Raw genomic sequence first — 26,377 nt, 5'->3', positions numbered from 1 at the left:
AAAAAAGAATATATGAGATTTAAAATACTTTTACTGGTTTGTTTAATAAGTGGTTTTGCTTTTTCGCAAGATTTTCAGCGGTTTAACGTTGAAGGGAAAATTATTGTTGAAAGTAGCGAGCTTGGTGGTATTACCGTTTTTAATGCATCGTCTAATATAGGGACGGTTACCGACGATCGTGGTGAGTTTACTCTTGCGGTGCGCCTTAATGATATTATTGAGGTGAGTGCTTTGCAATTTCAAAACATTAAATTTACGGTGAATGAAGATATTGTGGGTTCTAAGAGTATGAAGGTGTTTTTAATTATGGAAATTAATAAGCTGGACGAAATTATACTGCTACCACAAAAACTTACGGGTGTTTTAGCTGAAGATATGGAAGTGGCTAAGCCGTTCTCGCCTAAGTTGGATGCGCTTTACTATGGTATAAAACATAAAGATGAATTTGAGTTTGCTCAAGATTATAGCACGCAAACGGTTAATGATGCTATTGGTAGAGAACATATGCCGATGGTAAACGGACTGAATGTGATAAATGTTGTAGACCAATTGTTACTACCATTATTTAGATCGAAGGTTAAGGATAAAGAAGCAAAAGGAATTCCGGAAGTACCTATCGAGGCGGTTAAGTATTATTTTGGTTCGGAGTTTTTAATGGATAATTTTGATATTCCTGAACACCGCGTGGAAGAGTTTATACATTATGTGGAACGTAATAATTTTGATTTTAGTTTACTGAACGAAGGTAAAGAAATGGAGTTCTTGGAGTTGCTTAATACTAGAAGTGTTGCTTTTTTAAAGACTAAATAGAAGGCTAGGAGTTGTTAGCTTTAACAAAATATTAGATGCGTTTTGTAATTTCTTTAAGAAATTATCGTCGTTATTCGTAGTTCTAAAATTAAAGTGTGAAACAAAAACTACTATTTTTATTCTTTTTAGCGTCTTTAAATTTTTATGGACAAACGGTTGAAATTCTGGGTAAGGTTACCGGCGTAAGTGATGTGGAAAACATACACGTTATTAATAAAACAGGACAGGCTTATACCGTTACCGATGCCCATGGTGAGTTTAAATTACCGGTGCGTTTGCATGATACTATTGTGTTTACGTCTATTCGGTATAAGTTACAAGAAATTGTAGTTTCTAACGAAACGGTGCTTAATAAAGCGGTTTTGGTAAAGCTAAACGAGCAGGTTAATCAGCTCGATACCGTTATTGTTGGTAAAATACTAACAGGCGATTTACTTTCGGATATTAAAAATACGAAAGGCGATAGACCTCTTAATTTCTTCGATGTGGGCATCCCGGGATACACGGGTAAAATTGCTACTATAAATGAAAGACAGCTAAGTGAGGCTTCTAGTTTTAATCCTGGATTGGGAAGTTCTGGTTATGGCCTTGGTGCTTCTATAGGTTTTACGCCCATTATAAATGCCATTTCGGGCCGAACCAAAATGCTTAAACGCCGCGTGAAAATTGAGCAGAAAGATGGCTTAATGCACAGTATTAAAAGTCGTTTAGGAAAAGATTTTTTTGCATCGAACCCGCTAGATGAAGATAAGCAAATGGATTTTTTCTATTTCTGTTCCGATGATACCAATTTTATAAAATACTGTAAAAACCAGAGCGATTTTAAAGTGCTTGTGTTTTTAAGAATGAAATATAAGCAGTATTTAGAAAATTTAAAGCCTTAGATTTCTTTGTGAATTAAGGGTGTATATTTCGGTTTTAAAAAAGAACTTATATTTTGGAATGCTTTTTGAACTTCTAAAATAATTACTTTAGCAAAAAATAATAGATTAATGAATCGTTTCAAAATAGTTTTACTCCTTTTAGCATTTAGCTTTTTTTCATTTACAAGCATTCATAAATATTACATTAGTGTTACGCAGGTTGAATATGTGAAGGATAAAAAGTCGGTTCAGATAATTTCTAGAGTTTTTATTGACGATTTAGAAAAAGCATTGCGTCATAGTTATGATGAAAACATCACTTTAGATGAAAATAATGATACTGAAGCCACAAATGCTTACCTAGAAAAATATATTAATACCAATTTAAAGCTTTCTATAAATAAACAACCTGCTACACTTCAATTTGTGGGTAAAGAATATGATGGTGATATTGTACGGTTTTACTTGGAAGTTGTTGGTATTCAAAATGTTAAATCGTTAGAGGTGTTTAATGAAATGCTTTTTGCTGTTTGCCCAGATCAGCAAAACATTGTTAAAACCAAAATAAACTCCAAACAGAAAAGCTTTATACTAACCACTAAAAATAACTCTGCGCTGTTAAATTTTAATTAATTTACTGTTAATTAACTTCTAGATTTATTATTTTCGAGCGTTTTTAGTTCTAATAAGTAAACATATTAGCTCTAAAAACCGAAAATTTGTTAAATCTATTTATAGCTAAAATGAGAATCCTGAAGTATTGTTTCCTATCTGTAATTTTTATTTCCACGAGCCTTTTCGCTCAAGAACCCACAAGCGCTAAACCGCAAGGTCATACCGATCAAAACAAGTTTAGGCAAATGAAAGATTTGTTGGCAACGCCCAACGAAACTAGAACAGCCTCTGGTGCGCCGGGCTACAAGTACACCCAACAACAAGTTGACTATGTAATGGATATTCGTTTAGACGAAAATACGAGTCAGATTTTTGGTGACGAAAAAATAACGTACCACAACAACTCAAAAGATCACTTACAATATTTATGGATTCAGCTCGACCAAAACATGCGAGCTAAAGATTCAAAAACTCCAGATGTGAAAGAGGAGAGTTTTAGAACACCTTTTAATAGTGCGCAAGCTTTTACAAAAAGTAATCTACAAGAAACGTTTGATGGTGGATTTAATATAGAACATGTAAAAAACGATAACGGATCGGATTTATCATATACTATCAATCAAACCATGATGCGTATTAACTTGGCAAAACCATTAGCACCAGGCGATACTTTTAAATTTGAAATTAAATGGTGGTATAATGTAAATAACCACGTTACTCAAGGCGGACGTTCTGGTTACGAGGCTTTTCCTGATGGAAATAACACCTATGTTATTGCTCAATTTTTTCCAAGATTATGTGTTTATAATAATGTAGAAGGTTGGCAAAATATGCAATTCTGGGGCAGAAGTGAATTTGCTTTAGAATTTGGAAATTACGATGTTAAGTTAACCGTACCTGCAGACCATAAAATGGAAGCGACAGGTGAGTTACAAAACCCAAAAGATGTTTTAACTAAAGAACAAATAAAACGTTTTGAGTTAGCTAAAAAATCTTTTAAAGATCCTGTGTTTATTGTAACACAAGAAGAAGCTGAAGCTGCTGAAAAGCAACGTAGCACAAAATTAAAAACATGGCACTTTAAGGCCGATAAGGTTAGAGATTTTGCTTTTGCAACGTCTAGAAAATTCCTTTGGGATGCTATGGCTGTAGATATTAATGGTCGTTCGGTAATGGCTATTTCTTTGTATTCTAAAGAAGGTAACCCGTTATGGGAAGAACACTCTACACGTGTAGTTGCAAATACTTTAGAAGAATACTCTAAGTTAACTTTTGATTACCCTTACAGTAAAGCGGTTTCTGTACATGCAGAAATGGGAATGGAATACCCAATGATTTGTTTTAACTACGGACGTCCAAATGAAGATGGAACTTATTCTGAAAGATTAAAACGCGGAATGATTGGTGTAATTACTCATGAAGTTGGGCATAACTTTTTCCCAATGATTGTAAATAGTGATGAGCGCCAATGGACTTGGATGGATGAAGGTTTAAATTCTTTTGTTGAAACATTAGCTGAGTTAGATTACGATCCAAACTATATTACCGGAAACTTACCAAAAGATATTGTGCCTTACATGGGTGGCGATCAAAGTAATATTTCGCCAATTATGTCTCAAGGTGATTATGTGCACCAATTTGGTCCAAACGCATATACAAAGCCTGCTGCAGGTTTATATATGCTTAGACAAACTATAATGGGACCAGAATTGTTCGATTACGCATTTAGAACATACTCGCAACGTTGGATGTTTAAACACCCAACTCCAGCAGATTTTTTTAGATCTATGGAAGATGCTTCTGCAATGGATTTAGATTGGTTCTGGAGAGGTTGGTTTTATACTACCGATTACACAGATATAGGTGTTAAAGATGTTAAGCAATACTATTTAACAGATCAGCCTACTGAAAATGCTAAAGAAAGAGCTAAACGTTTTAAAATGGACTTAGCAGATTACCCAGGACGTTTTATTTACTATGCTGAAGCTGTAGATGGTGTGATTCCTCAAGATGCTAAAAGTGCAAGCGATTTTGCTGAGCTTAATACATATTTAGAGTCTTTATCTCCAGAAGAAAAAGCAAAATTAAAAGAAGCTCCAAAGCATTTTTACCAAGTGACTTTTGAAAAGCCAGGCGGATTAGTAATGCCTATTATTTTAGAAATTACTTATGAAGATGGCACTGTAGAAAGAAAAAAATATCCTGCTGAAATATGGAGGTATAATGAGTTTGAAGTTAAAAAGGTATTTAAAACTAATAAAGCAATAACGAGTTTTGTTATTGATCCAGATTTAGAAACTGCCGATGTGGATACTACAAACAATGCGTGGCCAAAAGATGATGCTACTGCATTTAGTAAATTTAAAGAAAAAGTAAAGGGCTGATTGATAGCAATTGAATTCTTTACTATAGCCGACTTGAAAAAGTCGGCTTTTTTTTGTTTTAAATTGAAAATTGAGTTAAACAAATTAAAAAATGTTTAAACTAATAAAACAAGTTACTATATTTGCCACGTGATACAACTAGCAACATTTTTATTTATTAGCGGAGCAGAAATCGCCTTCATACTATTTATAGTGGTGATGGTTTTTGGAGCCGATAAAATACCTGAAATCGCACGTGGTTTGGGTAAAGGTATGCGTACTCTAAAAGATGCTACCAACGATATTAAACACGAAATTACCAAAACTGCTGAGAAAAGCGGAATTGATACTAGTGTAACCGGAGACATTAAAAAAGAACTCGATAAAGTAAAAGACGATATTGAAGACTTTGCTGGTTCGGTTAAAAGAAAATTATAAAATTACTTCACTTTTTTTCTTAAATCTGTTTTAAAAAAGTAACCTACTTGTAGTCGGTTTAAATTCGATTTATTTATTTCATGATTTAAATAGCCTAGCTGAAAATTGCTAGTTTTTGAAACATTGAAGCCTATAGCCGCATAAAATCTATTTTCGGTAAAAACCTGATCCTGCAGGTTCATAAAAATTTCATTATTAATATTGAAGAACATTTTATCGCTCAATTTCACTTTTGTGCCTAATCTGTAACGAAATCTATGTAAAGTAGTTTGCGTATGCTGATAGTTTAAAAAACGATGCTCTAACCTTACTCTATGGTAAATAGGAAGGCTTCTGGTAGATTGTGTGTAACTTATTTGCTCGTAAGGTCTATTTTCATATAAATGGCTTTCTCCGGCCAATAAATAGCTTCTATCGATATCTAAATAGCAATACACTAAGGTTAATGTTGTTTTTTTATTTAAATGATAGTTTGCACCAGCATAATAAAATAATAAGTTTAAGTTATCTAATACTTCAAAAGAACGTAATTGAAGCCCTGTTTTAACACTCCATTTGTCGGCCACTTTATGTGTGCCATCGAGCATATACCAAGATCCTAATTTATCTTCTGGAGATTGACTATAGCTGTTGGGAATAGAGATAATAAGCACTATTGTAGTTAATAAGTACTTCATGATGTTGTGATTTAAGTTAGTAATAAGGTTTTGAGTTTAGTATAAATTACAGTGATTTAAAACCGAAAACTGTTTCAAAAAAAAAGAGTTATAATATAAAAGGAGCTCTTTTCGAGCTCCTTTTTTTGCTATTAATATCCACTTAATTAAAAACTCTCGTTTAAGTGGTGGTGTTCGTCAATTAGTGGCCCACCTTCAATAATTTGTTCTGAAGCTTGAGCTGCAAATTTCTCGAAGTTTAAGTGGAAAGAGTGTGCTAATTGAATTGCTTTCCCTACATATTCTCCTTTTTTCAACCAAGTATTCATTGGGTCTAAAATTTCAGTTGGTACACCTGGGCAGTATTTTGGCATGTGTAAACCGAAAATAAAGTTTTGATCATAATCTACGCCTTCTAATTCACCGTTTAGAATTGCAGTAATCATCGCTCTTGTATATTTTAATTTTATACGAGATCCTACACCGTAAGGTCCTGCACTCCATCCTGTGTTTATTAGCCATACATTTACACCAGCTTCAGTCATTTTTTTACTTAGCATTTCACCGTAAACTGTTGGGTGTAATGGCATAAATGGTTCTCCGAAACAAGCAGAGAATGATGGTACTGGTTCTGTAATTCCAGCTTCTGTTCCAGCAACTTTAGCAGTATAACCAGAGATAAAGTGGTAAGCCGCTTGGCCTGGTGTTAACTTAGATACTGGAGGTAACACACCAAAAGCATCACAGGTTAAAAAGAAGATGTTTTTTGGGTTGTTTGCGTAAAGTGTTTCTTGTATGTTATCGATATGATAAATAGGGTAACTTACACGTGTATTTTGCGTAATGCTGCTATCTAAATAATCTGGTTCTCCATCTTCTTTAATTAAAATGTTTTCAAGTAAAGCCCCTGGTTTAACAGCTCTAAAGATGTCTGGTTCTTTTTCTTCAGATAAATCGATCACTTTTGCATAACATCCACCTTCAAAGTTGAAAATAGTGTTGTCTGCTGTCCAACCATGCTCATCATCTCCAATTAATTTTCTTTCTGGATCTGCAGAAAGTGTTGTTTTTCCTGTTCCTGATAATCCGAAGAAAATGGCAGTATCACCTTTTTTACCTACGTTAGCAGAGCAGTGCATTGGTAATACATTTCTTTCTACAGGTAAAACCATGTTCATGGCAGAGAAGATACCTTTTTTAATTTCTCCTGTGTAAGCAGATCCACCAACTAAAGCTATTTTTTTAGTAAAGTTTATAATAGAGAAGTTCCCTTGACGGATACCGTATGCTTTAGGATCTGGACATTCGTATCCTGGAGCACAAAGTACTAACCAATCTTCACTAAAGTTTTCTAACTCACTTGGGCTTGGGCGTAAAAACATATTAAAAACAAACATGCTAGACCAAGAATACTCGGTTACTGTTCTAATATTTGTTCTGTATTCAGGCTCTGCACACACATACCCATCTCTTGCATATATTTCTTTTCCAGAAAGATATTTTTTAATTTCAGCTTCAAGTTTATCAAAGTTTTCTGGAGAAACCGCTTTGTTTGTTTTTCCCCACCAAACTCTTTCAGTAGTATAATCATCTTTTACTATAAATCTATCTTGAGGAGAACGACCAGTAAACTTACCTGTTTTAATTACTAGAGTTCCGTTAGCTGTTTCTTCACCAGAACCTTCAGCTACTGCAATTTTTTGAAGTTCTTCTGGAGATAAATTCCAATTCACTTTCGCAGCGTCAATTCCGTATTGTTTTAAGTCGGCTTGTTTTGTCATGGTTTCTGTCGTTTTCATAATTATTGATTTTAAAGTTCCTAATAATTTTATGGTTTAAAATGGCCAAATAATTGGCACAAGTATTAATGATATAATGAAAAATAATAGTAGTAATGGTGCTCCAACTTTTAGGTAGTTCATGAACTTGTAACCACCGGCCGTCATAACCATTGCGTTTGTTGTTGTGCCTATGGGTGTTAAAAAGGCTGTTGATGCACTTATGGCTACAATAATCATAAACGGTTCTGGAGAAAGGTTTAATGATGTTGCTGCTAAAATGGCTATCGGTGCCATTAAAACCGCTGTGGCCGAGTTGTTAATGACCTGGCTAAAGGTTGTTGTTAGTAAAAACACACCACCAAGTAATAGAATAGGGTGAATGGCTCCTAAATAGTCTACTAAAGCACTTGCTATAAGTTGCGCTGTTCCTGTTTTTTGTAATGCAATACCCATTGGTATCATAGCGGCAATCATAACAACACTAGTCCAACTAATGCCTTTGTAAGCTTTCGATATTGGTACACAACCTGTTAATAAAACTACACCTGCAGATATTAACGCTGCAATAGAGCCTGGTACAATTTTAAAGACCATAAATATAATCATGAGGATTAAAGCGCCTAAAGCAATGTATGATTTTGGACTTAAGCTCTCCACGTTTTTAGCCATACCTTCTGGGCTACCAATAATAACAAGGTTTTCGTTTTGTTCTTTTAAATCTTCAATGTGTGCCCAGGTTCCTCTAATTAAAAAGGCATCACCAACTTTTACAGTTATTTCTTTTTCTAGTAAAGGCTTATTGTTTCTAGAAGCTCCTAAAAGTTGAATACCGTATCTTTTAAAATAATCGCCTACTTTATATTTTCTTCCTACTAAAATAGAATTTGGATTCACAATTACTTCTGCCATTCCAACCTCTTGGTTAATTAAGTTGTGTTTTAATTCGTCGGTTGTAATAGGTTCTAGAGGTAAAAGCCCCAGTCTAAACGTGATCATTAATTTGTTAATGTCTTTAGCATCACCTTTTACTGTAATAATATCGTGGTACAGTAAATCTGTTGATGGTACCGGGAATTCTTCAAACTGTGCGATACCTTTTAAAACATTTGGGTGTCTTCTTTTAATTCTTATAATAGATACATTAAAGTCTTTTTCAAAATGCCAATCTTCACATTTTGTATTAATTAAAGGTGATATTGAACGTACGCGTAGTCTATAATATCCATCGTGTACTTTGTAAGCTTCAATCCAATTATATAGGGTAGATTCAATGTTTACAGGTTTGTTATTTGTTTTGTTACTTGGTAATAATTTGTAGCCTACATATCTAAAGTAAATTAAGGCAACAAGTAGTAATGGTATACCTATTAAGGCGAATTCGAAAAATGAAAACCCTTCGAAGCCTGCTTCAACTAAAGCGTTACTGGCAATAATGTTTGGCGGTGTACCTGTTAAAGTTAATAAACCACCTGTGTTAGATCCAAAAGCAACAGGCATAAGCATTTTTGATGGTAATGTACCAATGCTCCAAGCTGATGATATAGTAAGTGGCATTAAGGTTGCAACGGTACCCGTGTTACTTACAAAACCAGAAAGTACACCTGCACCAAGTGTAATAATTACTAATAGCTTCGGAACACTTTTTCCGGCCCATTCTACAAACTTTTTACCTGCTAAGGCTGTCCATCCGGTTTGAGCAATACCTTCTCCTATTATAAAGAGTGCGGCAATCATAATTACTGTTGGGTTACTAAAACCACTTAAGGTTTCTGTTGGAGTTAAAATGCCTGTTAAGTATAAACTCAACATAGATATTAATGCAACAATATCTGGTGTAAACTTTCCCCAAACAAAGAGACCAATAGTTATAATTAAAATGAGAAGCATTAAGTAGATCATAATTTATAATTGTTTATTAGCTTAGCGCTATAAGTGTCGTTCTATAATTATACTGTAAAATTACTGTAGATACAGAAGAGTAATTATGACGAAAGTCATACTTTGATTTCGGGGTCTATTTTTCCATTATTGTTATATTTGAGCCTCATTAAATGCAAAAAATACTTACGAATACGTTTGCGAAGTCACTAGTTTTGCGATAATTAAGATTTTTGATAGTGTATTCTGATTTTGTAGGTTGAAAAACGAAATAAAAATTTAAAAGAAGGTAAAAATGAAATTAGATATTCTAGCCCTTGGAGCACATCCGGATGATGTTGAGTTAGGTTGTGGTGGTACCATTGCTAAAGAAATTGCTAATGGCAAAAAAGTGGGGATTATAGATTTAACCCAAGGGGAGTTGGGAACGCGTGGTACAGCAGAAACTAGATTTACAGAAGCTAGTAACGCTGCAAAGATATTAGGTGTTGCTGTGCGTGAGAATTTAGGCTTTGCCGACGGTTTTTTTGTAAATGATAAAACGCATCAATTAGAGGTTATTAAAATGATACGTAAATACCAACCAGAAATAATACTTTGTAATGCTTTTGATGATCGCCACATCGATCATGGAAAAGGAAGTAAGTTAGTTAGTGATGCTTGTTTTTTAAGCGGACTGATAAAAATAGAGACAAAAGATGATCAAGGTACACTTCAAGCACCTTGGAGACCAAAGCAAGTATACCATTATATACAATGGAAAAACTTAGAGCCAGACTTTGTTGTTGATATCTCTAGCGTTATTGATATAAAAATGGAATCGGTGCTGGCATACAAAACTCAATTTTACGATCCAGATAGTAAAGCACCTGTAACACCAATATCTAGTAAGAACTTTACAGATAGCATAACTTATCGTGCGCAGGATTTAGGACGATTGGTTGGTGTGGCTTACGCCGAAGGTTTTAATGTAGAACGTTTGCCTGCAGTTGGTAGTTTGTTCGATTTAAAGTAGTTAGAATGTTGCTGATGTTTTTTTGAAAAAATTATGTAAAAATTTTTAAAAAGTCTTTGTAGATAACGTTTAAATCGTTTACATTTGCACACGCATTACAAAATGCAAGTTACATGGTGGTTGTAGCTCAGTTGGTTAGAGCATTGGTTTGTGGTACCAAGGGTCGCCGGTTCGAATCCGGTCTTCCACCCAAAAAGTAAAAGCCTTTCAAGAAATTGAAAGGCTTTTTTTGTGGATGTAACTTTGATGTTTGCAAAAAAACTAAGTGTTATTTTTTTATGCGATTTAGTATCTAGTGCTTTATTAATTTTCGAATTTTACATATTCAGTTACGTGCTCATTATCAGACCACTTTATTTTCAAAGTATCGTTTTCTGTCGAAGTAATTATTCCTTTTTGAACAAAGTCCTTGTAAAATATAGTGATTTCGTTTTTGTCTAAAATATATGGCATTTCCGCATCTCCGTCATAGTCTACAACATAAAATGATTTTTTAGTTAGCCAAAAATCGGCATGAGGTCCACTTGGATCTTGAGTCCAAATCCCGAATGCTTTAGTTGTGTCAATTGCTAAATTTCGAATGATTGTTTTTTCTGGTCGCTCAATATTTTCAATTTCTGAATGGTTAGTATTATATTCAGAGCTTGTGAGCGATTTTTTGTTGTTGAGATTAGCTTCCGTAGAATCTATTTTCAATTCAGTTTCAGCTTCTAAATTTAGAGAGTCCTTTTTGTTTTCGTTTTCACACGAAATACTTATTAAAATTAGGCAATAAAACACATACGACTTAAGTTTAAAGTATTCTTTCATTTTTGGGTGTTGTAATGCCTTTATTTCATTTTTGATGTAAATATAGTCTTAATTGTATCTAATTCTTTTTTGTATTTCAAATCTGTTCTTGATGCAAAATATAAAGTGTTTTCCGTTTTTACGTTTCCTTCCTAAACTAGATTTATCTCATTTCTTAAAATTTGTTCTTGGCATAAAAAAACCTGGAAGTAATGCAAGTCCGTTTCCATTGTTTAAACACCTTATAATAGAAATAATGTTTGGTAAAATGTAGTTTGGTTTAAAAGCAGGTTTCTTATTGAAATTCTCAAACCATAAACGTCTAAAATGGTCCAATTCGTTGGATTAATTATACCAAATATTTTGAAGCAGTTAGATTTCTAACTTACTTAAATGCATTAGTCTAAAACTACGTAGTATTTCTTTTCGCTTTTTATATTTCTAGTGGCTTCTAGTTTACCATCGTCATTGACGCGATATAGCGGTAAACTATTTCCGGTTAGATTAAGGGATCTATTGTTTGCATCTGGCAATAGATCGAAAGTTACAACGTATTGTTTATCGGTAAATTTTTTAGATATATAGATTCCAGAAGGAGTATCGCCTTCGGTTTCTACTTGATATTCGTGAATTTTATCTATGTTATTAGAAGCAGTAAAGATGATTTTATAGGGTTTCGATTTCTTTTTCCATTTATAGGAAACATACCATCCTTCTTTTTTTAACTGAGCTACTTTTTTTTCGATTTCTTCGTTTACTTGGTCTTTATCGGCCTCTTTATCTGTAATTTCTATAGTGGTTATTAATTCGATTTTACCAGATCTATAAATGGTAATATCATCTACTTGATTAAAGCAAGCATTTAAAATAAAAAACAGGGGTACAATTAATAGCTTTTTTAAATTTTTCATATTCAAATATATAAAAAAAATAAATTAGTGAATTTTTTTAACCTTGCGATTCCTTTTTTTATACGCAAAACGACTTCCTGCTTTTATAAACTAGATCTTTTGGTGTTATGCTTTAGTTGTGTCAATTGCTAAATTTCGAATAATTGTTTTTTCTGGTCGCTCAATATTTTTAACTCCCGAATAGTCAGTATTATATTCAGAGTTTGTGAGGGGTTTTTTGTTGTTGAGATTAGCTTCCATAGAATCTATTATCAATTCAGTTTCAGCTTCTAAATTTAGAGTGTCCTTTTTATTTTCGTTTTTACACGAAATACTCATTAAAAATAGGGTTGCAATTAATATGTAGTTCAGTTTTTCTTGCATTATTTAAAAATGTTTCTGCTATGGTTAGTACGGAATTAAAAATAATTAATTTCTGATTAAGCACTTAGCCAAAACTTTTTATTTTGTTTTATCTTTTCATTTTAAAGCCAAATCAAAAGATTTGGCGGACTTATTTTAAAGCTCTAAGCTTTCGGTTAAGCACCAAAACCCTTATTAATTATAGCCATTTGTGTGTTCGTGCTTTTTATTCAGTATTTATTTTGTTGTACATTTTTCCTTTCCAGAAAAGCTCTTTATCAGATTCCAAAGTGTTTTCAAACTTAAAATCAAATATGGCTTTTATAATTCCGTTTTCAAATAATGTTTTATCTATTTTAATGGTTCCACTTTTTAAAGGGAAATGGTTTATTCCTAAATCTCTTATGCTGTTGAATGTTACATAAGAAGTACACGTACCATTTTGTAGTTCTAAAATGAGCCTACTATGAGTCGAAACATTATTTATTGATTCTCCTTTTATGATTCCATTTTTTTGTTTTTTAAATTCAATAAAATCTGTTCCTGAATATTCATACATTCTGTTTTCTGATTTTAAAGAGTGAAATATATGTGTTGTGTCAATAATTTTATAAAATGCTTGTAGAGAATCTTGATATATCTTTCCAAATTCATCTTTCATTCTGTCAATTTCAATTGGACAATCTCCGTCACAGCTTAATTGTCCAAATTTGTTTTTATATACAAATTCAGGATAATTCCATTTTTCCTTAAAAGAAAAGTCTTCTTTTAAGTTTTTAGTCCACTCAATCTTTATTTTATGAGTAGAATCAGTTTCCTTTTCAATCGTTTTGCAAGAAATTACGATTAAGTATAAAAGTGAAATAATTATAAATTTAATTTTCATTGGGTTAAATTATAAGTCATTTTTATAGCATTACTCTAAAGTTGTTAAGAATCCGATTATGCCAACAGCGAAACCAATTATATAAATGATTCCTTTTCCTAGCCTAAATGCATTATGTCCAAAAAAGTCATAGTTAGACTTTTGAGTACTGTTAGCTGGGTCAATAGCCCAATCTTTGTTTATGAAATTTCCAATTCCAAATATTAGAAAAACGGCACTCAACATTAAATAAGTGTATCTCGGATTTTGTTCAAAAAAGACTTTTATTTGATTAAATATTTCTTCCATTTTCAGTATGAAGCACGACGGTCTCGGCTATGGTTAGTAGGGGATTAAAAGTAATTAATTTCCGAATAAGCACTTAGCGAAATTTTTTTATTTTTTTCTGGCAATAAATATCATATCAGTTAGAAAAGTTCCATCTGGTTCTGGGTAATCTTTCCGAACTAAGTTTACAATCTCGAACCCTGAATTATTTAATTGTTCTTCTAAAAAAGCGGCTTGGTGATAATGAATGTAAACCTCATTTTTACCACTAAAACTTGTTGTTTCGTAACCCGACTTTTTATAATCATCTTCCATGGTACTCAAATAAAATAATCCATCGGCGTATAGTAAGTTTGCAGAATCTTGAATTAGTTTTGAACATTCTTCTTTAGAAAGATAGGGCATGCAAAATCCACACATAATTGCATCGAACATTTCTTTTACCTCATCTATTTTTCTGCAATCCATTATTTCAAAATCAACATCAGGATTATTGATTTTAGCCAATTCAATCATCTTAGAGGCTAAATCAATTCCTTTAATTTGAAATTTAGGATTAATTGACTTTAGATATTTAGTAACGTTTCCTGGCCCACAAGCTATTTCAAATATTTTTGCATTATCAACTTTTATTAGTTCGCAAAACTTATTAAAAGTATCATGGTATAAATCCATTTCCATGAATTTATCTTGATAGCTTTCTGCTGAATTATTATAAGTTTCCACACTTAATATATTTTTGTCATTAAGTTTCATGGTGTTGTCTTAAATTGGGTACAACGTTTATGTTTTTTATACTTTGTTGTGCGCCGTTTTTTTTATGTTCTTAATTTTAGAGCCTTTTATTAAAAGCCATATCATAAATATCAATTCTCCAAAGAATGTAATCAAAAGGAATTCTGTATTAATGTTTGGGAATAGAAACAATCCTAAAGTATTTATTAAATAGCCAAAACCAGCAATCATCAATAATATTCCAAATATTTTAGGAACATATTCTGCAATAAACACTAAATATCCAAGAAGACTTAAATAAATTCCAAAAATGATTAGTCCGAAAGACCATTCGATATGGAATGAATTAATATAAAATGTGATGGAATCATATAATTGAGTTTGGTCTAATATATTTGATTTTTTATTAATATTTAAAAGATTTATAACCTTAATTAAATTAACCAATGCTACTAAATATATAGCAGTATAAATTAATCTAAACCAAGCTGTTAATAATGAAAGGTGCTTAAAAACAGGTTTAAGAAAAACATATAGAGACCAAGCAACTACTATGTCACAGATAAGTGTGATGAAATGTAAAAAAATACCAGTTGTGAATAATAATCTATTATCCATAATATTTTTAGCAGTCAAGGCTGGATTTTCAGCTATTAGTTTTGGAAAAATATAGAATTCAGCAAATGGTACTGTTAACGCCATAATTAATACTCCTATTCCAGATATTAAAGCAGCATTAGCTATGGTTATGTTTTTTTCCTTGATTTGAGTAGTAGATTTAATTGAGTTCATATTAATTTAGTCTTTCAATTAAGACTGAAATGACTATAATTTGTTACAATTGACAAGGAATTTCTGTTTTTTTCAAATGGCGCACAACGACCTTTGGTTAAGCACTAATCTAGCAATTAATTCTATACATTGTTGCCATTAGTTTTTTTATTTCAGTCGTCGTAATAATCTCCTTTTTCCCAATCTTTTTTTCCAAGATAATCTGCACAAAAATTATAACGATTAATAGGTTTAACTTTGTCCACATTTTTGCCGTGACTGAAAATCCAAATTTCATTTTCGACAATTTTTATGCGATTAAATTTTCTTGTGTCAGAAGCATCCATTGAGCTTGTGAAAATTGATTTTTTTTCAAAAATTTCATTTCCATTTTGGTCAATAATTCGGTCAGTTACGATTACTTTTTTATGTTTTAAATTCCAGAATAAAAACTTGCGTTTCTTTTCAATTCGTTCCGTTTTCAGAGTTACACTTTCAATTCCGCAATCAATTTTTTCAGTCAGAGTTTTGTTTTGTATTTCAGGCGTTTTTATTCCGCTATTCAGATTAATGAATACGAAATTAAGCTTAATGAAACTGAAAACATTGAATTTATTATGGTCATTTTAAATGTCTTGTCCTGAAATATGGCTACAGGTTAAAATTGATTTTAAGCTGATAATTGATATACCATATTAGGTGTTTTATAATCTAAAGATAAGTGTAATCTTATTTCGTTGTATAAATTAATTGCATTTTTTGCAGCTCTCTTTGCATGAGTGACGTTATCAAAGGTTTGGTCGAGATAAAACTCATCTTTTAAGATGCCGTTTACACGTTCTGCTATAGCATTTTCGTAACAGTGATTTTCTTCAGTCATACTAATATTTATATGCTTTTTTTTAAGTATTTGAGTGTATACATTACTACAATATTGTATTCCTCTATCGGAGTGATGAATAAGGCCATTGATATTTTTGGCTTGATAAATAGCCTTATTAAGCGCTCTTACACATCCTTTTAATTCTAAGCTATCACTCAGGTCATAACCCACGATTTTACGAGAATACATATCCGTAATTAAAGCTAGGTAGCAAAAACCTTTTACGGTTCTAATGTAAGTTATATCACTCACCCAAACTTGATTAGCTCTCGTCACCTTTAAATCTTTAATAATATTATTATACTTATAAAAACGGTGATGCGAATTGGTTGTTCTAGCACTGGTTTTCTTTCTAAGTGTTAACATTTGGTGTTTTCTAAGGGTATTAAATAAAGTATCTCTACCAACTTTTAAGTTCGCTTTGATAAAATCGTTTTTCAATGATTTTTCGAGTTTGCGGACACCTTCTCTAGGAAGGGATTTACGTCTTTTTCTAACAATAGTTATTATTTGTTGCTCTAGTTTTAAACGTTTATCAGCTCTATGCTTATATTTATAATAAGCATCACGTTTTAATCCAAAACAACTAGAAATAGTAGATAAGCAAGCAAATCCCTTAGATTTTTCTTTAGCTATGTTTAAGGCTTTATATTTAGTTTTTTTTTAGATCGGCAACCGAATTGTAGCCAAGATCTTCGGCTGCTACTTCAAGGTATGAATCCAATACCATAGCATCAAGATCCTTTTTAATCAGTAGTTTTTTAAGTTGCTCAATTTCTTTTTGCAACCCTTTAATTCTTGATATTTCGTCTTTTGTTTCCACTTTTACCCTGGTGTTCATTAAGTCTTTACGATTGTACTTTTTAATCCATTCATTCACCGTTGTAGGAGCAATAGAGTAGAGCTTGCAAAGTTCGCTCTTGGTATGCTTTCCGGTTGTAAGTTCGGCTAAGATTTTTAATTTAAAAGGTTCGCTGTAACGTCTAATTACTTTGTCATTTTTGTACATAATGTTTAAAATTATGTAGCCTTTATTCAGGACGCTAATTATATTGCTTACAACGGTTTCGTATAAGAATAGTTGCGTGGTTAAGTTACTAATTTAGCAAACAAAAACTAGCCAGAGGAAAATCCGCAGGATTTTCCGAGTAAGCAATGACCAAGCAATTATTTTTATACAACTTAAGTTAGCATTTAAATAAAAAAGACTAATTTAAACATATAAAATAGAAAGCACAAAAGAGAGGAATAAGGTTAATTTATACGGAGAGACTTCAGATCTCGTCAACATTGTAAATCCCCTCTCTTTTCTACACAGATTTCGAACAGTTCTGTGAGGCTTTAAGACCTCGATTTTAAGTCGTTGAAACTCGCGTAGTATGTCCTTTCAAAAAAACAATTTGTTATGAATAAAGATATTAAATATTTTGGTATTGACATTAGTTATTTAGTTTTTGATGTCACAGATTCAGATGGTAATTATTATCAGTTTAAAAACAAGTTTTCAGGCTTTAAAGCCTTTAGAAAACTCTTAAATTCTCAGAGTCATTGCGTGATGGAAGCTACAGGTTACTATCATTATCAATTGGCTTATTATTTGTTTGAAGAAGGTCTAAATGTTTCAGTAGAAAATCCGTTGTCTGTAAAACGATTTATCCAGATGCGACTATCCAAGGTTAAGACCGATAAGAGTGATTCAAAACTTATATGTTCTTATGCTGAGCAAGTAGAGTTAAAACTTTGGAAAGGTAGTTCTAAGGAAGTACAGGAGTGTCTTCAAATTACCAGAACCCTTTCTGTATATACAAAACAGCGAACAATGATAAAGAATAAACTTCATGGTGAATCTGTTTTAGGGGAGCCAAGTAAAGCCATTGTGAGATCTTTAAAGCGTAGTTTAAAACATTTAGATAAAGAGATGTCCAGCTTAGAAGAGTTATTGCTAGTTTTAGTAAAAGAGGCTCATAAAGATTTATTTACTCGAATAAAAACCATACCAGGAATCGGAAAAAAAACATCTATTATGTTAATCGTTTTAACAGGTGGTTTTGAACGCTTTTCGAGTGCAGCAGAATTATGTAGTTACGCAGGATTAACTCCAGTGATTAGGCAAAGTGGAAGTAGTATAAAAGGACGACCACGCATTAGTAAAATGGGCAATCAAAAACTCAGGAATTTATTATTTATGTGCAGTTTTACAGCTTGTAAATACAACAAAGCATGCAGGGATATTTATGAACGATTAGTAGCAAAAGGAAAGAGTAAAAAATTAGCATTAATAGCGGTATGTAATAAGCTACTAAAACAAGCTTTTGCTATTGCAAAATCGGGTTTAATATTTGACAAGGAATATAAAAGTACGCTAGTGAAAAATTAATAAGATTTTACTTGTTTTTTAGCACAGTACTTTGTTGTGTGTGGTTTTTAATGCATTATAGAATCTAAAGGTTCTCCTAAATCATAGTTCACAGTTTTGTCCAATTTTCCTGATTTATTAAAAAATTGAAATTCCCCATTATAGTAACCCTTACTTGCTATTCCTATAATTTTTTTATTTCCATTTTCATGGTAAGCAATTACCTTACCATCATGTTTACCATTAATCTTTGTAGATAATTCTTCCAATTCTCCGCTTTCATAATATCTCTTAAGATTCGCAATGTTATCATTATAAGTGATTTCAGCTTCTATTTTGCCACTTGGATAGTAATTAATTTGACTCCCGCTTTTTTTCATTGAGATGGTATCTAAATCAAAAAACTGTAAAAGTTTTAATTGTCCACTTTCGTAATAAGTTTTACAAGTATCAATGAGTTCTCCTTTCCAATATTGTCTTTCAGATTCGACATTTGTGTTTTTAAAGTACTTTATCATTGAACCATGAAATTGGCCATCTTTTGTATGATTTTCTTCTTCTATTTTTCCATTTTCGTAATAAAAAATTGCTTGTCCTATTTGTTTGTCCATATCCCAATTTGATAAGTCTTTTCTATTTCCGTTTCTCCTATAATTTACTCTTTCTCCATTTTTTTTTCCATCTTTTAAATTAATGGTTTGTTTAATGTTACCATCTGTATTCCAATACCTTTTCCAAAGACCTTGCTCTAAATTATCTTCGACTAAACCTTCTTCGATTACTATTTCTCCTTTGTTAGAGTAAAAATGCTTGTAATATCCATTTTCATAAATCCGCTCGTATTCCTCGTTATTTTTTTTCCAAACAGTTTTTATTAAGGTATCTGTTTCTTTATCAAATAATTTTTCTATTCTGTTTGGTAAGCTATCCAATATTTCTATTTCTCCGAATCTGTTTCCATTGTCGTAGTAATATTTTAGTATTCCTTTTTTGTATTTAAAGTCTGAGTCTTTACTTATTTTTTGCCAATAACCTTTTTTACCATTTTCCTCATAAAAAACATAGTCTGAATTCTTGTATCTAGAATCATTTGGGTTGTCCTTACAAGAGTAAAAAAGTATTAAAAAAAGTATGAAGAGCTTATTTTTCAATTTTGGTAGGTTACTTGTTTTAAATTACACACAACTACGGGATAAGAATAATTCCACTCAACCTTGATTCAATTGAATTGCCACATGTTTTTCAACTTCTTCTTGCTTAAAGTTAAACCAAGACGTTCTAAACTCTGAGGTTTCAATTAAATACTTGAAGTTCTGAAAAGGCTTTTTGTTGCGTAAGGTATGTTCTAGTTCTTGCTGCAAAGCGTTTTTAGGAAGTTGCTGTACAAATGATTCCATTATTTTAAAGGAGTCGGAACCTTCTAAGGGATTGATTTTGATAAAATCATCTCCAGTGGGTGGTTTAAATTCATCATCATCGAAATCATCAAAACCATCCATAAAACTGGGAATGGCTATAACTTCTTTAGTTTTGATATTATAAAAACAGGTGCAGCCGCAGTCTAAATCTTCGGCTATATTCTTTATAATAGATTGATCAGCGGCTCCCATTTTTTTAAATTTTATAAGTTTATTTAATCTAGTTTTAAGCGCTCATCGCGATTAGCAAGTTCCCAAGCAGTGTAAAATACAAGTCTCGCACGAGTTTCTAATAAATCGTACCTAATTTTATCTGGAGTATCACTTGGTTTATGGTAATCGGCATGCGTACCATTAAAATAGAATATTACAGGAATATTGTTTTTAGCAAAGTTATAATGATCCGATCTGTAATAGAAACGGTTCGGGTCGTTTTCATCATTATAAGTGTAATCGAAATCTATTTTTGTGTATTGTTTATTTATAGATTCTGAGATTTCGTGCAATTCTTTACTTAATTTATCTGCACCAATTAAATAAAGGTAGTTCTCGTTGTTTTCGTGTTTAGGATCTACACGGCCAATCATATCAATATTTAAATTAGCTACAGTGTTTGCTAAAGGGAAAACAGGGTCTTCGTCTGCATAATAACGTGAGCCATATAGTCCAATTTCTTCACCTGTAACGTGTAAAAACAAAATAGAACGCTTTGGCCCAAAACCTTTATCTGCAGCTTGTTTAAAAGCTTCAGCAATTTCCATTACGGCAACCGTTCCAGAACCATCATCATCGGCTCCGTTGTTGATATCTCCATTTTTTGAGATTCCAATATGATCTAAATGTGCCGAAACAATAATAATTTCATCTGGCTTTTCCGACCCTTTTATATAAGCTAATACATTTTCTGAAGCTTTGGTATCGCCTTTAAAAAAGGAAGCAGGAATTTCTTGAAAGTAATCGCCTTCTGCAATAGGCGAAGGAATACCGTTTGCTACGTAACCTTGTTTGATAAACTCAATGGCTTTCTTTTGGCCTGGTTCGCCTGTTTTTCTGCCTTCAAAATCATCAGAAGCATAGGTGTAAAGCATGTCTTTTAATTCTGCAGCTGTAATTGTTTTAGCGTAAGTTTCGGCGTTAGCAGTGGTTTTAGATTTGTTTTGAGAACTGCTGCAAGCCATTAATGTAAAGGCCACTAAGCATAGTGGAAGGTAATTTTTCATAGGAGATAGAATTTATCTGCTAAGATATTACAAAATTAAAAATGAACACAGCCCAAGCTAAATAATTTAACTTGGGCTGTAGTTATGCTTTCTGTTTTAAGGAAAAGCTTAATATAAAACGAGTTACTTTTTAGAATTCAATATCTTCTAAATCAGATTCGTCTATTTCTATGTTCTCATCAAAGCTTTCTAAATCGGCTTCGTTAATTTCTAAAGCTTCTGGTTCAACCTCTAATGCAGGAGCTTCTAGTTCCAATTCTTGTGCGTCAATTTCTAATTCTGAGGTGTCAAACTCTAAATCAGCATCATCAATTTCTAGATCTTCTATTTCTAAGTCTTCTAGATCGTCTAAAGCAGCTTCTTCAGATTCCATTTCTTTGGCATCAATAAACTCTGTGTTCGCAATTTCGGTTGCTGTAAAAACAGATTTATAAGTTACAATAGCTAAAGCGGCAATGGTTAAGAAAAACGAAAACTGAATGGTTTTTTTTATTTCGCCTGTTTTTTTAGATAAGTAAAACGCAACTAAACCAAAGATAAGCGCTGCTACCGCAGGAATAATGGCTAAGTTAGAAATTGGTAATACCGAAAAAATGATTGCAAAAACAGATGCTATTACGGCGAGTATGGTGAAAATCTTTTTCATGAGTTTGTGTTTTTATTCAATAAAGGGAGTTGTAAAGTTAGTCATTAAAAAAATCGGGTTTAGTTTTTTAAACCAGAAGCCGATTTTATTTTTAACTCACCATTTCCAACAGGAATTTTAAACTTTCCGTAAACCGGAATTTTATTTTCATCGGCTGTTAACCATAAAAAGTTACTAGAGCCTTGTAAACCACTAGAGCTATCTGCACCAATTGATAGTTTGTAGCATTCCTTAGTACCAATAGCTGTAGAAATGGTTTCTTTACCCAAATAGGTTACTTTACCGTTAAATTCTTTTCTGTCGAAAATAATATTTAAGCTCTTGCTGCTGCCTTTGCTCATGCTAGCATAATCGAACAAACGGATGTAGTATAAAGCAGAAACAATATCTTTTGTGCCTTTGTTTATAGAAACTGTTTTGTTTTCTACGTAATTATTCTTTTTGGTTTGCACCGTTTTAACCGTATTGGTTTTGTGGCTAAAGGTGTATTTCATGGCTTTGTAATAACCGCCCTCATTAATATCACGCTTGTATAAATAAGGTGTTAATGTTTTTGGACTTACATAACTCTCGTATAAATCTCTAATTTTAAAAAAGTTATCCCATTTGCTATAGGTTAAAGCTGTAACTTTTAAACGCATTAGTGTGGCTTTAGAAGTGTTCACTTTTGCTGTAGACATGGTGACTTGGGCGATATCGTTTAGAATACCAGACATGTTGTAAGAGGCCGTGTAAACTAATTTTTCATTTGGGGCAATGGCATTATTTTGTGCTTGTAAGGCAACCGAAAAAAATAAAGCTATAAGTAGGGTAAAACGCATCATATATGTGTTTGGTTTTATGTTATAACGTGGCATTAATCATTTATTGTGCCAAAAATACAACATGAAAAATATTCTAGAGCATTTAATTTATAAATAATTAATGGTAGTCTATGTAACAAATTAAAGACCTAGGCGTCATATTAATACATCAATCAAAATATATCAAAAACCATGAGAAACGATAAACAATTATTAGTTATTACACATTTAAGTCAGTTAATATCTTTAGTAACCGGCTTTGGTAGTTTATTACTACCATTAATTTTATGGCTAGCCAATAAAGGGCGAGTAAACCAAATGGATATCCATGGAAAAAGCATTATCAATTTCCAATTAAGTCTTATTATTTGGTTTATCATCTGCGTGCCATTAATACTGTTCTTTGGCTTAGGTTTACTAGGTTTTGCAGCATTAGGACTTCTTTCAATTATTTTACCAATAGTAAATGCATTAAGAGCAAGTCGTGGCGAAAATCCAACGTATCCGTTAACATTCAATATTATCTCTTAATTTTATTAGTTATTTAATTCGAGATCTTTTAAAACGTTCACTGTTTAAGTGAACGTTTTTTTTGTTTTAAGTTTTAATTATAGCTTGGTTTTACTAATAAAAATCTATGTAAGGCAGAGTTTAGATGTTGCGGGTGTTAAAGTTTTATAATCTTTGAAACTTCATTTAAAATATGTTGTAAATTTCGACCGAAAATAGATGTAATGATGTCTTAATGTAACTCAATTTTTAAATTTTAACAGAATTTAACTAAGGGTAATGACGTGTTTTCTGGTCATTATAGCACATGTAGTTTTTGTAGCTTAAAAATAGTACGGTATAAAACGAAGTAGATGTTTAATATTGATACTTTTTTGAAAGAAATACAAAAACTAGAGACTATTACATAATTAATAATAAATTTGAGGAATGAAGAACGTAATTTTATTTTTAGCACTAATATCCTTTTTATTTGGGCAAGCTCAGGTTTTAGAGCCTGTTAAATGGGAAACTTCTGTTGAAAAATTGTCTGATACCGAATATCAATTAATTTCCAAAGCAACTATAGACGGTGGATGGCATTTGTATTCTCAAACGGTACCTCAAGATGGTCCCATACCAACAACGTTTACTTATGATGATAGCGAAGGACAATTCAAAATAATAGGAAATACTTTTGAAGAAGAAGGCCATACTATTGACGACCCTGTTTTTCAAATGGAAATTAAATTCTTTGAAAAAACAGCAAAATTTAAGCAAAAAGTAAAAGTTACCGAAGGTATTTCTACAATAAATGCTTTTGTTGAATTTATGGTTTGCGACGATTCTCGTTGTTTGCCTCCAACAGAAGTCGATTTAAATTTTATAATTTCAGAAAATGCAGCTGCTAAAACCGCAGAGAGCGTTCAGGATAATGCTATTAAATCTACCGAGTCTAGTTCTAAGCAAGGACTTTGGACAATTTTTATATTGGGGTTTGGAGCTGGGTTTATAGCTTTGTTTACGCCATGTGTGTTTCCATTGATTCCGATGACAGTAAGTTTTTTTACTAAGCAGAGTAAAACTAAATCTGCAGGGATAAAGAATGCGTTATTCTACGGGATATCTATAATTGTCATATATGTTTTGTTAGGAACTGCGGTAGTTGGTGTTTTCGGAGCAAGCGCAATCAATGAATTTTCTACAGGCGTTGCTTTTAACTTAATATTTTTTGTCATAATAATAATTTTTGCAGTATCATTTTTAGGAGCTTTCGAAATTATGTTACCAAATTCTTGGGCTAATAAAGTAGATTCGCAAGCCGATCGAGGTGGATTTATAGGTATATTCTTTATGGCGTTAGCTTTAGCTATTGTGTCGTTCTCTTGTACGGGGCCATTTGTTGGAAACATAATTGTGCTTTCTGCTTCGAAAGGAGGATTAGCTCCTGTTATTGGTATGTTCGGGTTCTCGTTAGCCATTGCATTACCTTTTGCTTTATTTGCAGCATTTCCGGGGTGGTTAAATTCTTTACCAAAATCTGGTGGTTGGTTAAACACCGTAAAAGTGGTTTTAGGATTTCTGGAGTTGGCTTTAGCCTTTAAATTTTTATCGCAAGCCGATTTAGTAATGCAAGGTCATTTATTAGAGCGCGAAGTGTTTATCGCTATTTGGATTGCTATTTTTGGAACATTAGCCTTATACCTTTTCGGGAAAATTCAATTACCACACGATTCGCCATTACCACACATTTCAGTTGGTAGATTGAGTTTAGGTTTAGTGGTTTTAACCTTCACTATTTATATGATTCCTGGACTATGGGGCGCACCATTAAATTTAATAAGTGCTTTTCCTCCACCACAAGATTATAGCGAATCGCCGTATGGTGTTGGTTATACAAGGTTGGGTACCGGATCTTCCGCGCTTAACGATCATGGAGATTTGCCAGAAGGAGCACATTTATTAGCGCCACACGATATTTTAGCTTTTAATGATTATGATACCGGTTTGGCTTATGCTAAAAAAGTAGGGAAACCAGTAATGATAGATTTTACAGGTTGGGCTTGTGTAAATTGCCGAAAAATGGAACAAAACGTTTGGCCAAAACCAGAGATTTTAAATATTTTAAAAAACGATGTGGTATTAATATCGTTATATGTTGATGATAAACGTCCGTTAGAAGCTGGAGATGTGGTTGATTCAAAATTAAAACCGGGCAAAAAATTAAAATACATTGGCCAGAAATGGAGCGAACTACAAACTATAAAATACAAAGCCAATACACAGCCTTTTTACGTGTTAATGGATCATAATGAAGACAATTTATTAGATCCAGTAAGTTATACACCAAATGTAGAAGATTATCATAACTGGCTAAAAACAGGAATTTCAAAATTTAAAAAATAACAGATGAAGAATTTTATTTACGTATTATTAATAGGTTTAGTATTTACAGCATGTAAAGAAGAAGCGCCAAAAGATTATGTTACATTTTCTGGAACAATTGCAAATCAAAATTCCGATTCTTTATTAGTAAGAAGTCGTACGGTTTCAAAAATTATTCAGGTGAAAGCCGACGGAACATTCTCTGATACTTTAAAAGTAGAGCCTGGTGTGTTCTTAGTTTATGATGGAGCAGAACAAGCACGTGTATATTTGAAAAATGGTTACGATTTAAAGATGAAGTTAGATACTAAAGCTTTTGATGAAACTATTAAATTTGAAGGAACAGGAGCAGAGGCCAGTAATTATTTAGCTGAAAAGGCATTGCTTATGGAAGAGGTTTTTGATATTGAAACTTGGTTTGAGTTAGATGAAACTGCCTTTAATGAAAAAGTGAAAGAAAGCAATAAAACGTTTAAAGATTTACTTGATAAAGCAGGAGATTTAGATTCGTTATTTGTGGTAAGTGAGCAAAACGATGCGATAAGTTTAGAAAAACAATTGCATAGTATGTATAAGCAAAAACAAGGCTTAATGAGTTTAAATGGTAAAGCTTCTCCAAAATTTGTAGATTACGAAAACTACAATGGTGGTAGCACATCTTTAGATGATTTAAAAGGAAAATATGTTTATATCGATTTATGGGCAACATGGTGCGGACCTTGTTTAGCTGAAATTCCATCGCTAAAAGCTGTTGAAAAAGAATATCATGGTAAAAATATTGAATTTGTAAGCATTTCTGTAGATGATGAAAAAGCACATAGCAAATGGCGTACTATGATTGAAGAAAAACAGTTAGGTGGTGTGCAGTTATTTGCTAAAGAAGATCGCTCTTTTGTAACAGCTTATAATGTAACGGGTATTCCTAGGTTTATATTAATCGATCCACAAGGTAACGTTGTTAAGGCCGATGCGCCAAGACCATCGAATCCACAATTAAAAACATTGTTTAATTCTTTAGATATATAAATTTCTAGAGTTTAAAGTATTTCAATATAAA

Annotated in this window: 27 protein-coding genes and 1 tRNA gene; 11 read left to right on the top strand and 17 right to left on the bottom strand. The window is 32.4% G+C overall.

The annotated features are described in order from the left end of the window. The first annotated feature begins 12 nt into the window (after positions 1–12). The 5 genes from GQR98_RS02515 (at position 13) to GQR98_RS02495 (ending at position 5,089) form a co-directional block, all read left to right on the top strand. Positions 13–810: a hypothetical protein gene (locus GQR98_RS02515; RefSeq protein WP_159018140.1), complete on the top strand. Its 798-nt coding sequence runs from the start codon at positions 13–15 to the stop codon at positions 808–810. A gap of 95 nt (positions 811–905) precedes the next feature. Beyond that, entirely contained in the window at positions 906–1,694 is a 789-nt protein-coding gene (locus GQR98_RS02510) for a hypothetical protein (protein ID WP_159018139.1), read from the top strand. Between the two features lie 108 nt (positions 1,695–1,802). Next, entirely contained in the window at positions 1,803–2,306 is a 504-nt protein-coding gene (locus tag GQR98_RS02505) for a DUF6702 family protein (protein WP_159018138.1), read from the top strand. Between the two features lie 110 nt (positions 2,307–2,416). Further along, positions 2,417–4,672, top strand: coding sequence for a M1 family metallopeptidase (locus GQR98_RS02500; RefSeq protein ID WP_159018137.1), 2,256 nt, complete (start codon positions 2,417–2,419; stop codon positions 4,670–4,672). Between the two features lie 129 nt (positions 4,673–4,801). Beyond that, complete coding sequence (locus tag GQR98_RS02495; RefSeq protein WP_042497928.1) at positions 4,802–5,089, top strand: twin-arginine translocase TatA/TatE family subunit; 288 nt, start codon at positions 4,802–4,804, stop codon at positions 5,087–5,089. A 2-nt stretch (positions 5,090–5,091) separates the two neighbouring features. Here GQR98_RS02495 and GQR98_RS02490 read toward each other — a convergent pair whose 3' ends face one another. The 3 genes from GQR98_RS02490 to GQR98_RS02480 form a co-directional block, all read right to left on the bottom strand. Next, positions 5,092–5,766: a DUF2490 domain-containing protein gene (locus tag GQR98_RS02490; RefSeq protein WP_159018136.1), complete on the bottom strand. Its 675-nt coding sequence runs from the start codon at positions 5,764–5,766 to the stop codon at positions 5,092–5,094. Between the two features lie 146 nt (positions 5,767–5,912). Beyond that, the gene (gene pckA, locus GQR98_RS02485; RefSeq protein WP_159018135.1) at positions 5,913–7,544 is read right to left on the bottom strand and encodes a phosphoenolpyruvate carboxykinase (ATP); all 1,632 of its coding nucleotides are present in this window, start codon (positions 7,542–7,544) and stop codon (positions 5,913–5,915) included. 36 nt (positions 7,545–7,580) lie between these two features. Beyond that, complete coding sequence (locus GQR98_RS02480) at positions 7,581–9,413, bottom strand: SLC13 family permease (protein ID WP_159018134.1); 1,833 nt, start codon at positions 9,411–9,413, stop codon at positions 7,581–7,583. A 286-nt stretch (positions 9,414–9,699) separates the two neighbouring features. On the opposite strand from GQR98_RS02480, the gene bshB1 reads away from it, so the two are divergent. Then, entirely contained in the window at positions 9,700–10,419 is a 720-nt protein-coding gene (bshB1, locus tag GQR98_RS02475; protein WP_159018133.1) for a bacillithiol biosynthesis deacetylase BshB1, read from the top strand. A gap of 115 nt (positions 10,420–10,534) precedes the next feature. Beyond that, positions 10,535–10,610, top strand: a tRNA-His gene (locus GQR98_RS02470). Positions 10,611–10,722: 112 nt separating this feature from the next. On the opposite strand, the gene GQR98_RS02465 is transcribed toward GQR98_RS02470, so the two are convergent. From GQR98_RS02465 to GQR98_RS02425, 9 genes are all read right to left on the bottom strand, one after another. After that, the gene (locus tag GQR98_RS02465) at positions 10,723–11,229 is read right to left on the bottom strand and encodes a hypothetical protein (RefSeq protein ID WP_159018132.1); all 507 of its coding nucleotides are present in this window, start codon (positions 11,227–11,229) and stop codon (positions 10,723–10,725) included. A gap of 377 nt (positions 11,230–11,606) precedes the next feature. Beyond that, entirely contained in the window at positions 11,607–12,119 is a 513-nt protein-coding gene (locus GQR98_RS02460; RefSeq protein WP_159018131.1) for a hypothetical protein, read from the bottom strand. Positions 12,120–12,224: 105 nt separating this feature from the next. Then, positions 12,225–12,482 (bottom strand): hypothetical protein, encoded by a 258-nt coding sequence (locus GQR98_RS02455; RefSeq protein WP_159018130.1) that lies wholly within the window; start codon positions 12,480–12,482, stop codon positions 12,225–12,227. Positions 12,483–12,687: 205 nt separating this feature from the next. Further along, positions 12,688–13,347: a hypothetical protein gene (locus GQR98_RS02450; protein ID WP_159018129.1), complete on the bottom strand. Its 660-nt coding sequence runs from the start codon at positions 13,345–13,347 to the stop codon at positions 12,688–12,690. Positions 13,348–13,377: 30 nt separating this feature from the next. Further along, complete coding sequence (locus GQR98_RS02445) at positions 13,378–13,635, bottom strand: Imm17 family immunity protein (RefSeq protein WP_159018128.1); 258 nt, start codon at positions 13,633–13,635, stop codon at positions 13,378–13,380. An 87-nt stretch (positions 13,636–13,722) separates the two neighbouring features. After that, entirely contained in the window at positions 13,723–14,370 is a 648-nt protein-coding gene (locus tag GQR98_RS02440; RefSeq protein ID WP_159018127.1) for a class I SAM-dependent methyltransferase, read from the bottom strand. Between the two features lie 36 nt (positions 14,371–14,406). After that, entirely contained in the window at positions 14,407–15,141 is a 735-nt protein-coding gene (locus tag GQR98_RS02435; protein ID WP_159018126.1) for a DUF4386 domain-containing protein, read from the bottom strand. A 649-nt stretch (positions 15,142–15,790) separates the two neighbouring features. Continuing rightward, a complete protein-coding gene (locus GQR98_RS02430; protein WP_159021063.1) occupies positions 15,791–16,639 on the bottom strand; it encodes an IS3 family transposase in 849 nt (282 codons plus the stop codon). 16 nt (positions 16,640–16,655) lie between these two features. Next, on the bottom strand, positions 16,656–17,012 hold the full coding sequence (locus GQR98_RS02425; RefSeq protein WP_159018125.1) for a transposase: 357 nt from the start codon (positions 17,010–17,012) through the stop codon (positions 16,656–16,658). Positions 17,013–17,408: 396 nt separating this feature from the next. Between GQR98_RS02425 and GQR98_RS02420 the strand changes: the two genes are divergently transcribed. Then, positions 17,409–18,380, top strand: a complete 972-nt coding sequence (locus GQR98_RS02420; protein ID WP_159018124.1) for an IS110 family transposase — start codon at positions 17,409–17,411, stop codon at positions 18,378–18,380. 47 nt (positions 18,381–18,427) lie between these two features. Here the strand turns inward: GQR98_RS02420 and GQR98_RS02415 are convergent, their stop codons facing one another. The 5 genes from GQR98_RS02415 to GQR98_RS02395 form a co-directional block, all read right to left on the bottom strand. Further along, a complete protein-coding gene (locus tag GQR98_RS02415) occupies positions 18,428–19,510 on the bottom strand; it encodes a toxin-antitoxin system YwqK family antitoxin (protein WP_159018123.1) in 1,083 nt (360 codons plus the stop codon). Positions 19,511–19,567: 57 nt separating this feature from the next. Next, positions 19,568–19,969 (bottom strand): UPF0158 family protein, encoded by a 402-nt coding sequence (locus GQR98_RS02410; protein ID WP_159018122.1) that lies wholly within the window; start codon positions 19,967–19,969, stop codon positions 19,568–19,570. Between the two features lie 23 nt (positions 19,970–19,992). Continuing rightward, the gene (locus GQR98_RS02405) at positions 19,993–20,997 is read right to left on the bottom strand and encodes a M28 family metallopeptidase (RefSeq protein ID WP_074938536.1); all 1,005 of its coding nucleotides are present in this window, start codon (positions 20,995–20,997) and stop codon (positions 19,993–19,995) included. A 130-nt stretch (positions 20,998–21,127) separates the two neighbouring features. Further along, positions 21,128–21,643: a hypothetical protein gene (locus GQR98_RS02400; protein WP_199270258.1), complete on the bottom strand. Its 516-nt coding sequence runs from the start codon at positions 21,641–21,643 to the stop codon at positions 21,128–21,130. A gap of 59 nt (positions 21,644–21,702) precedes the next feature. Then, positions 21,703–22,467, bottom strand: coding sequence for a DUF3108 domain-containing protein (locus GQR98_RS02395; protein ID WP_159018121.1), 765 nt, complete (start codon positions 22,465–22,467; stop codon positions 21,703–21,705). Positions 22,468–22,638: 171 nt separating this feature from the next. On the opposite strand from GQR98_RS02395, the gene GQR98_RS02390 reads away from it, so the two are divergent. The 3 genes from GQR98_RS02390 (at position 22,639) to GQR98_RS02380 (ending at position 26,346) form a co-directional block, all read left to right on the top strand. Beyond that, positions 22,639–22,977 carry a DUF4870 domain-containing protein gene (locus GQR98_RS02390; protein WP_081958647.1) on the top strand — a complete coding sequence of 113 codons (339 nt, stop codon included), beginning with the start codon at positions 22,639–22,641 and terminating at the stop codon, positions 22,975–22,977. A gap of 408 nt (positions 22,978–23,385) precedes the next feature. Next, complete coding sequence (locus GQR98_RS02385) at positions 23,386–25,341, top strand: protein-disulfide reductase DsbD family protein (RefSeq protein WP_159018120.1); 1,956 nt, start codon at positions 23,386–23,388, stop codon at positions 25,339–25,341. Between the two features lie 3 nt (positions 25,342–25,344). After that, positions 25,345–26,346 carry a TlpA family protein disulfide reductase gene (locus GQR98_RS02380; protein ID WP_159018119.1) on the top strand — a complete coding sequence of 334 codons (1,002 nt, stop codon included), beginning with the start codon at positions 25,345–25,347 and terminating at the stop codon, positions 26,344–26,346. Positions 26,347–26,377: the final 31 nt, after the last annotated feature.

The sequence above is a fragment of the Algibacter sp. L3A6 genome (genome assembly GCF_009796825.1).
Classification (GTDB): Bacteria; Bacteroidota; Bacteroidia; order Flavobacteriales; family Flavobacteriaceae; genus Algibacter.
Note: the sequence above shows the minus strand (reverse complement) of the source record. Positions and strands in the feature narration are given on the sequence as shown.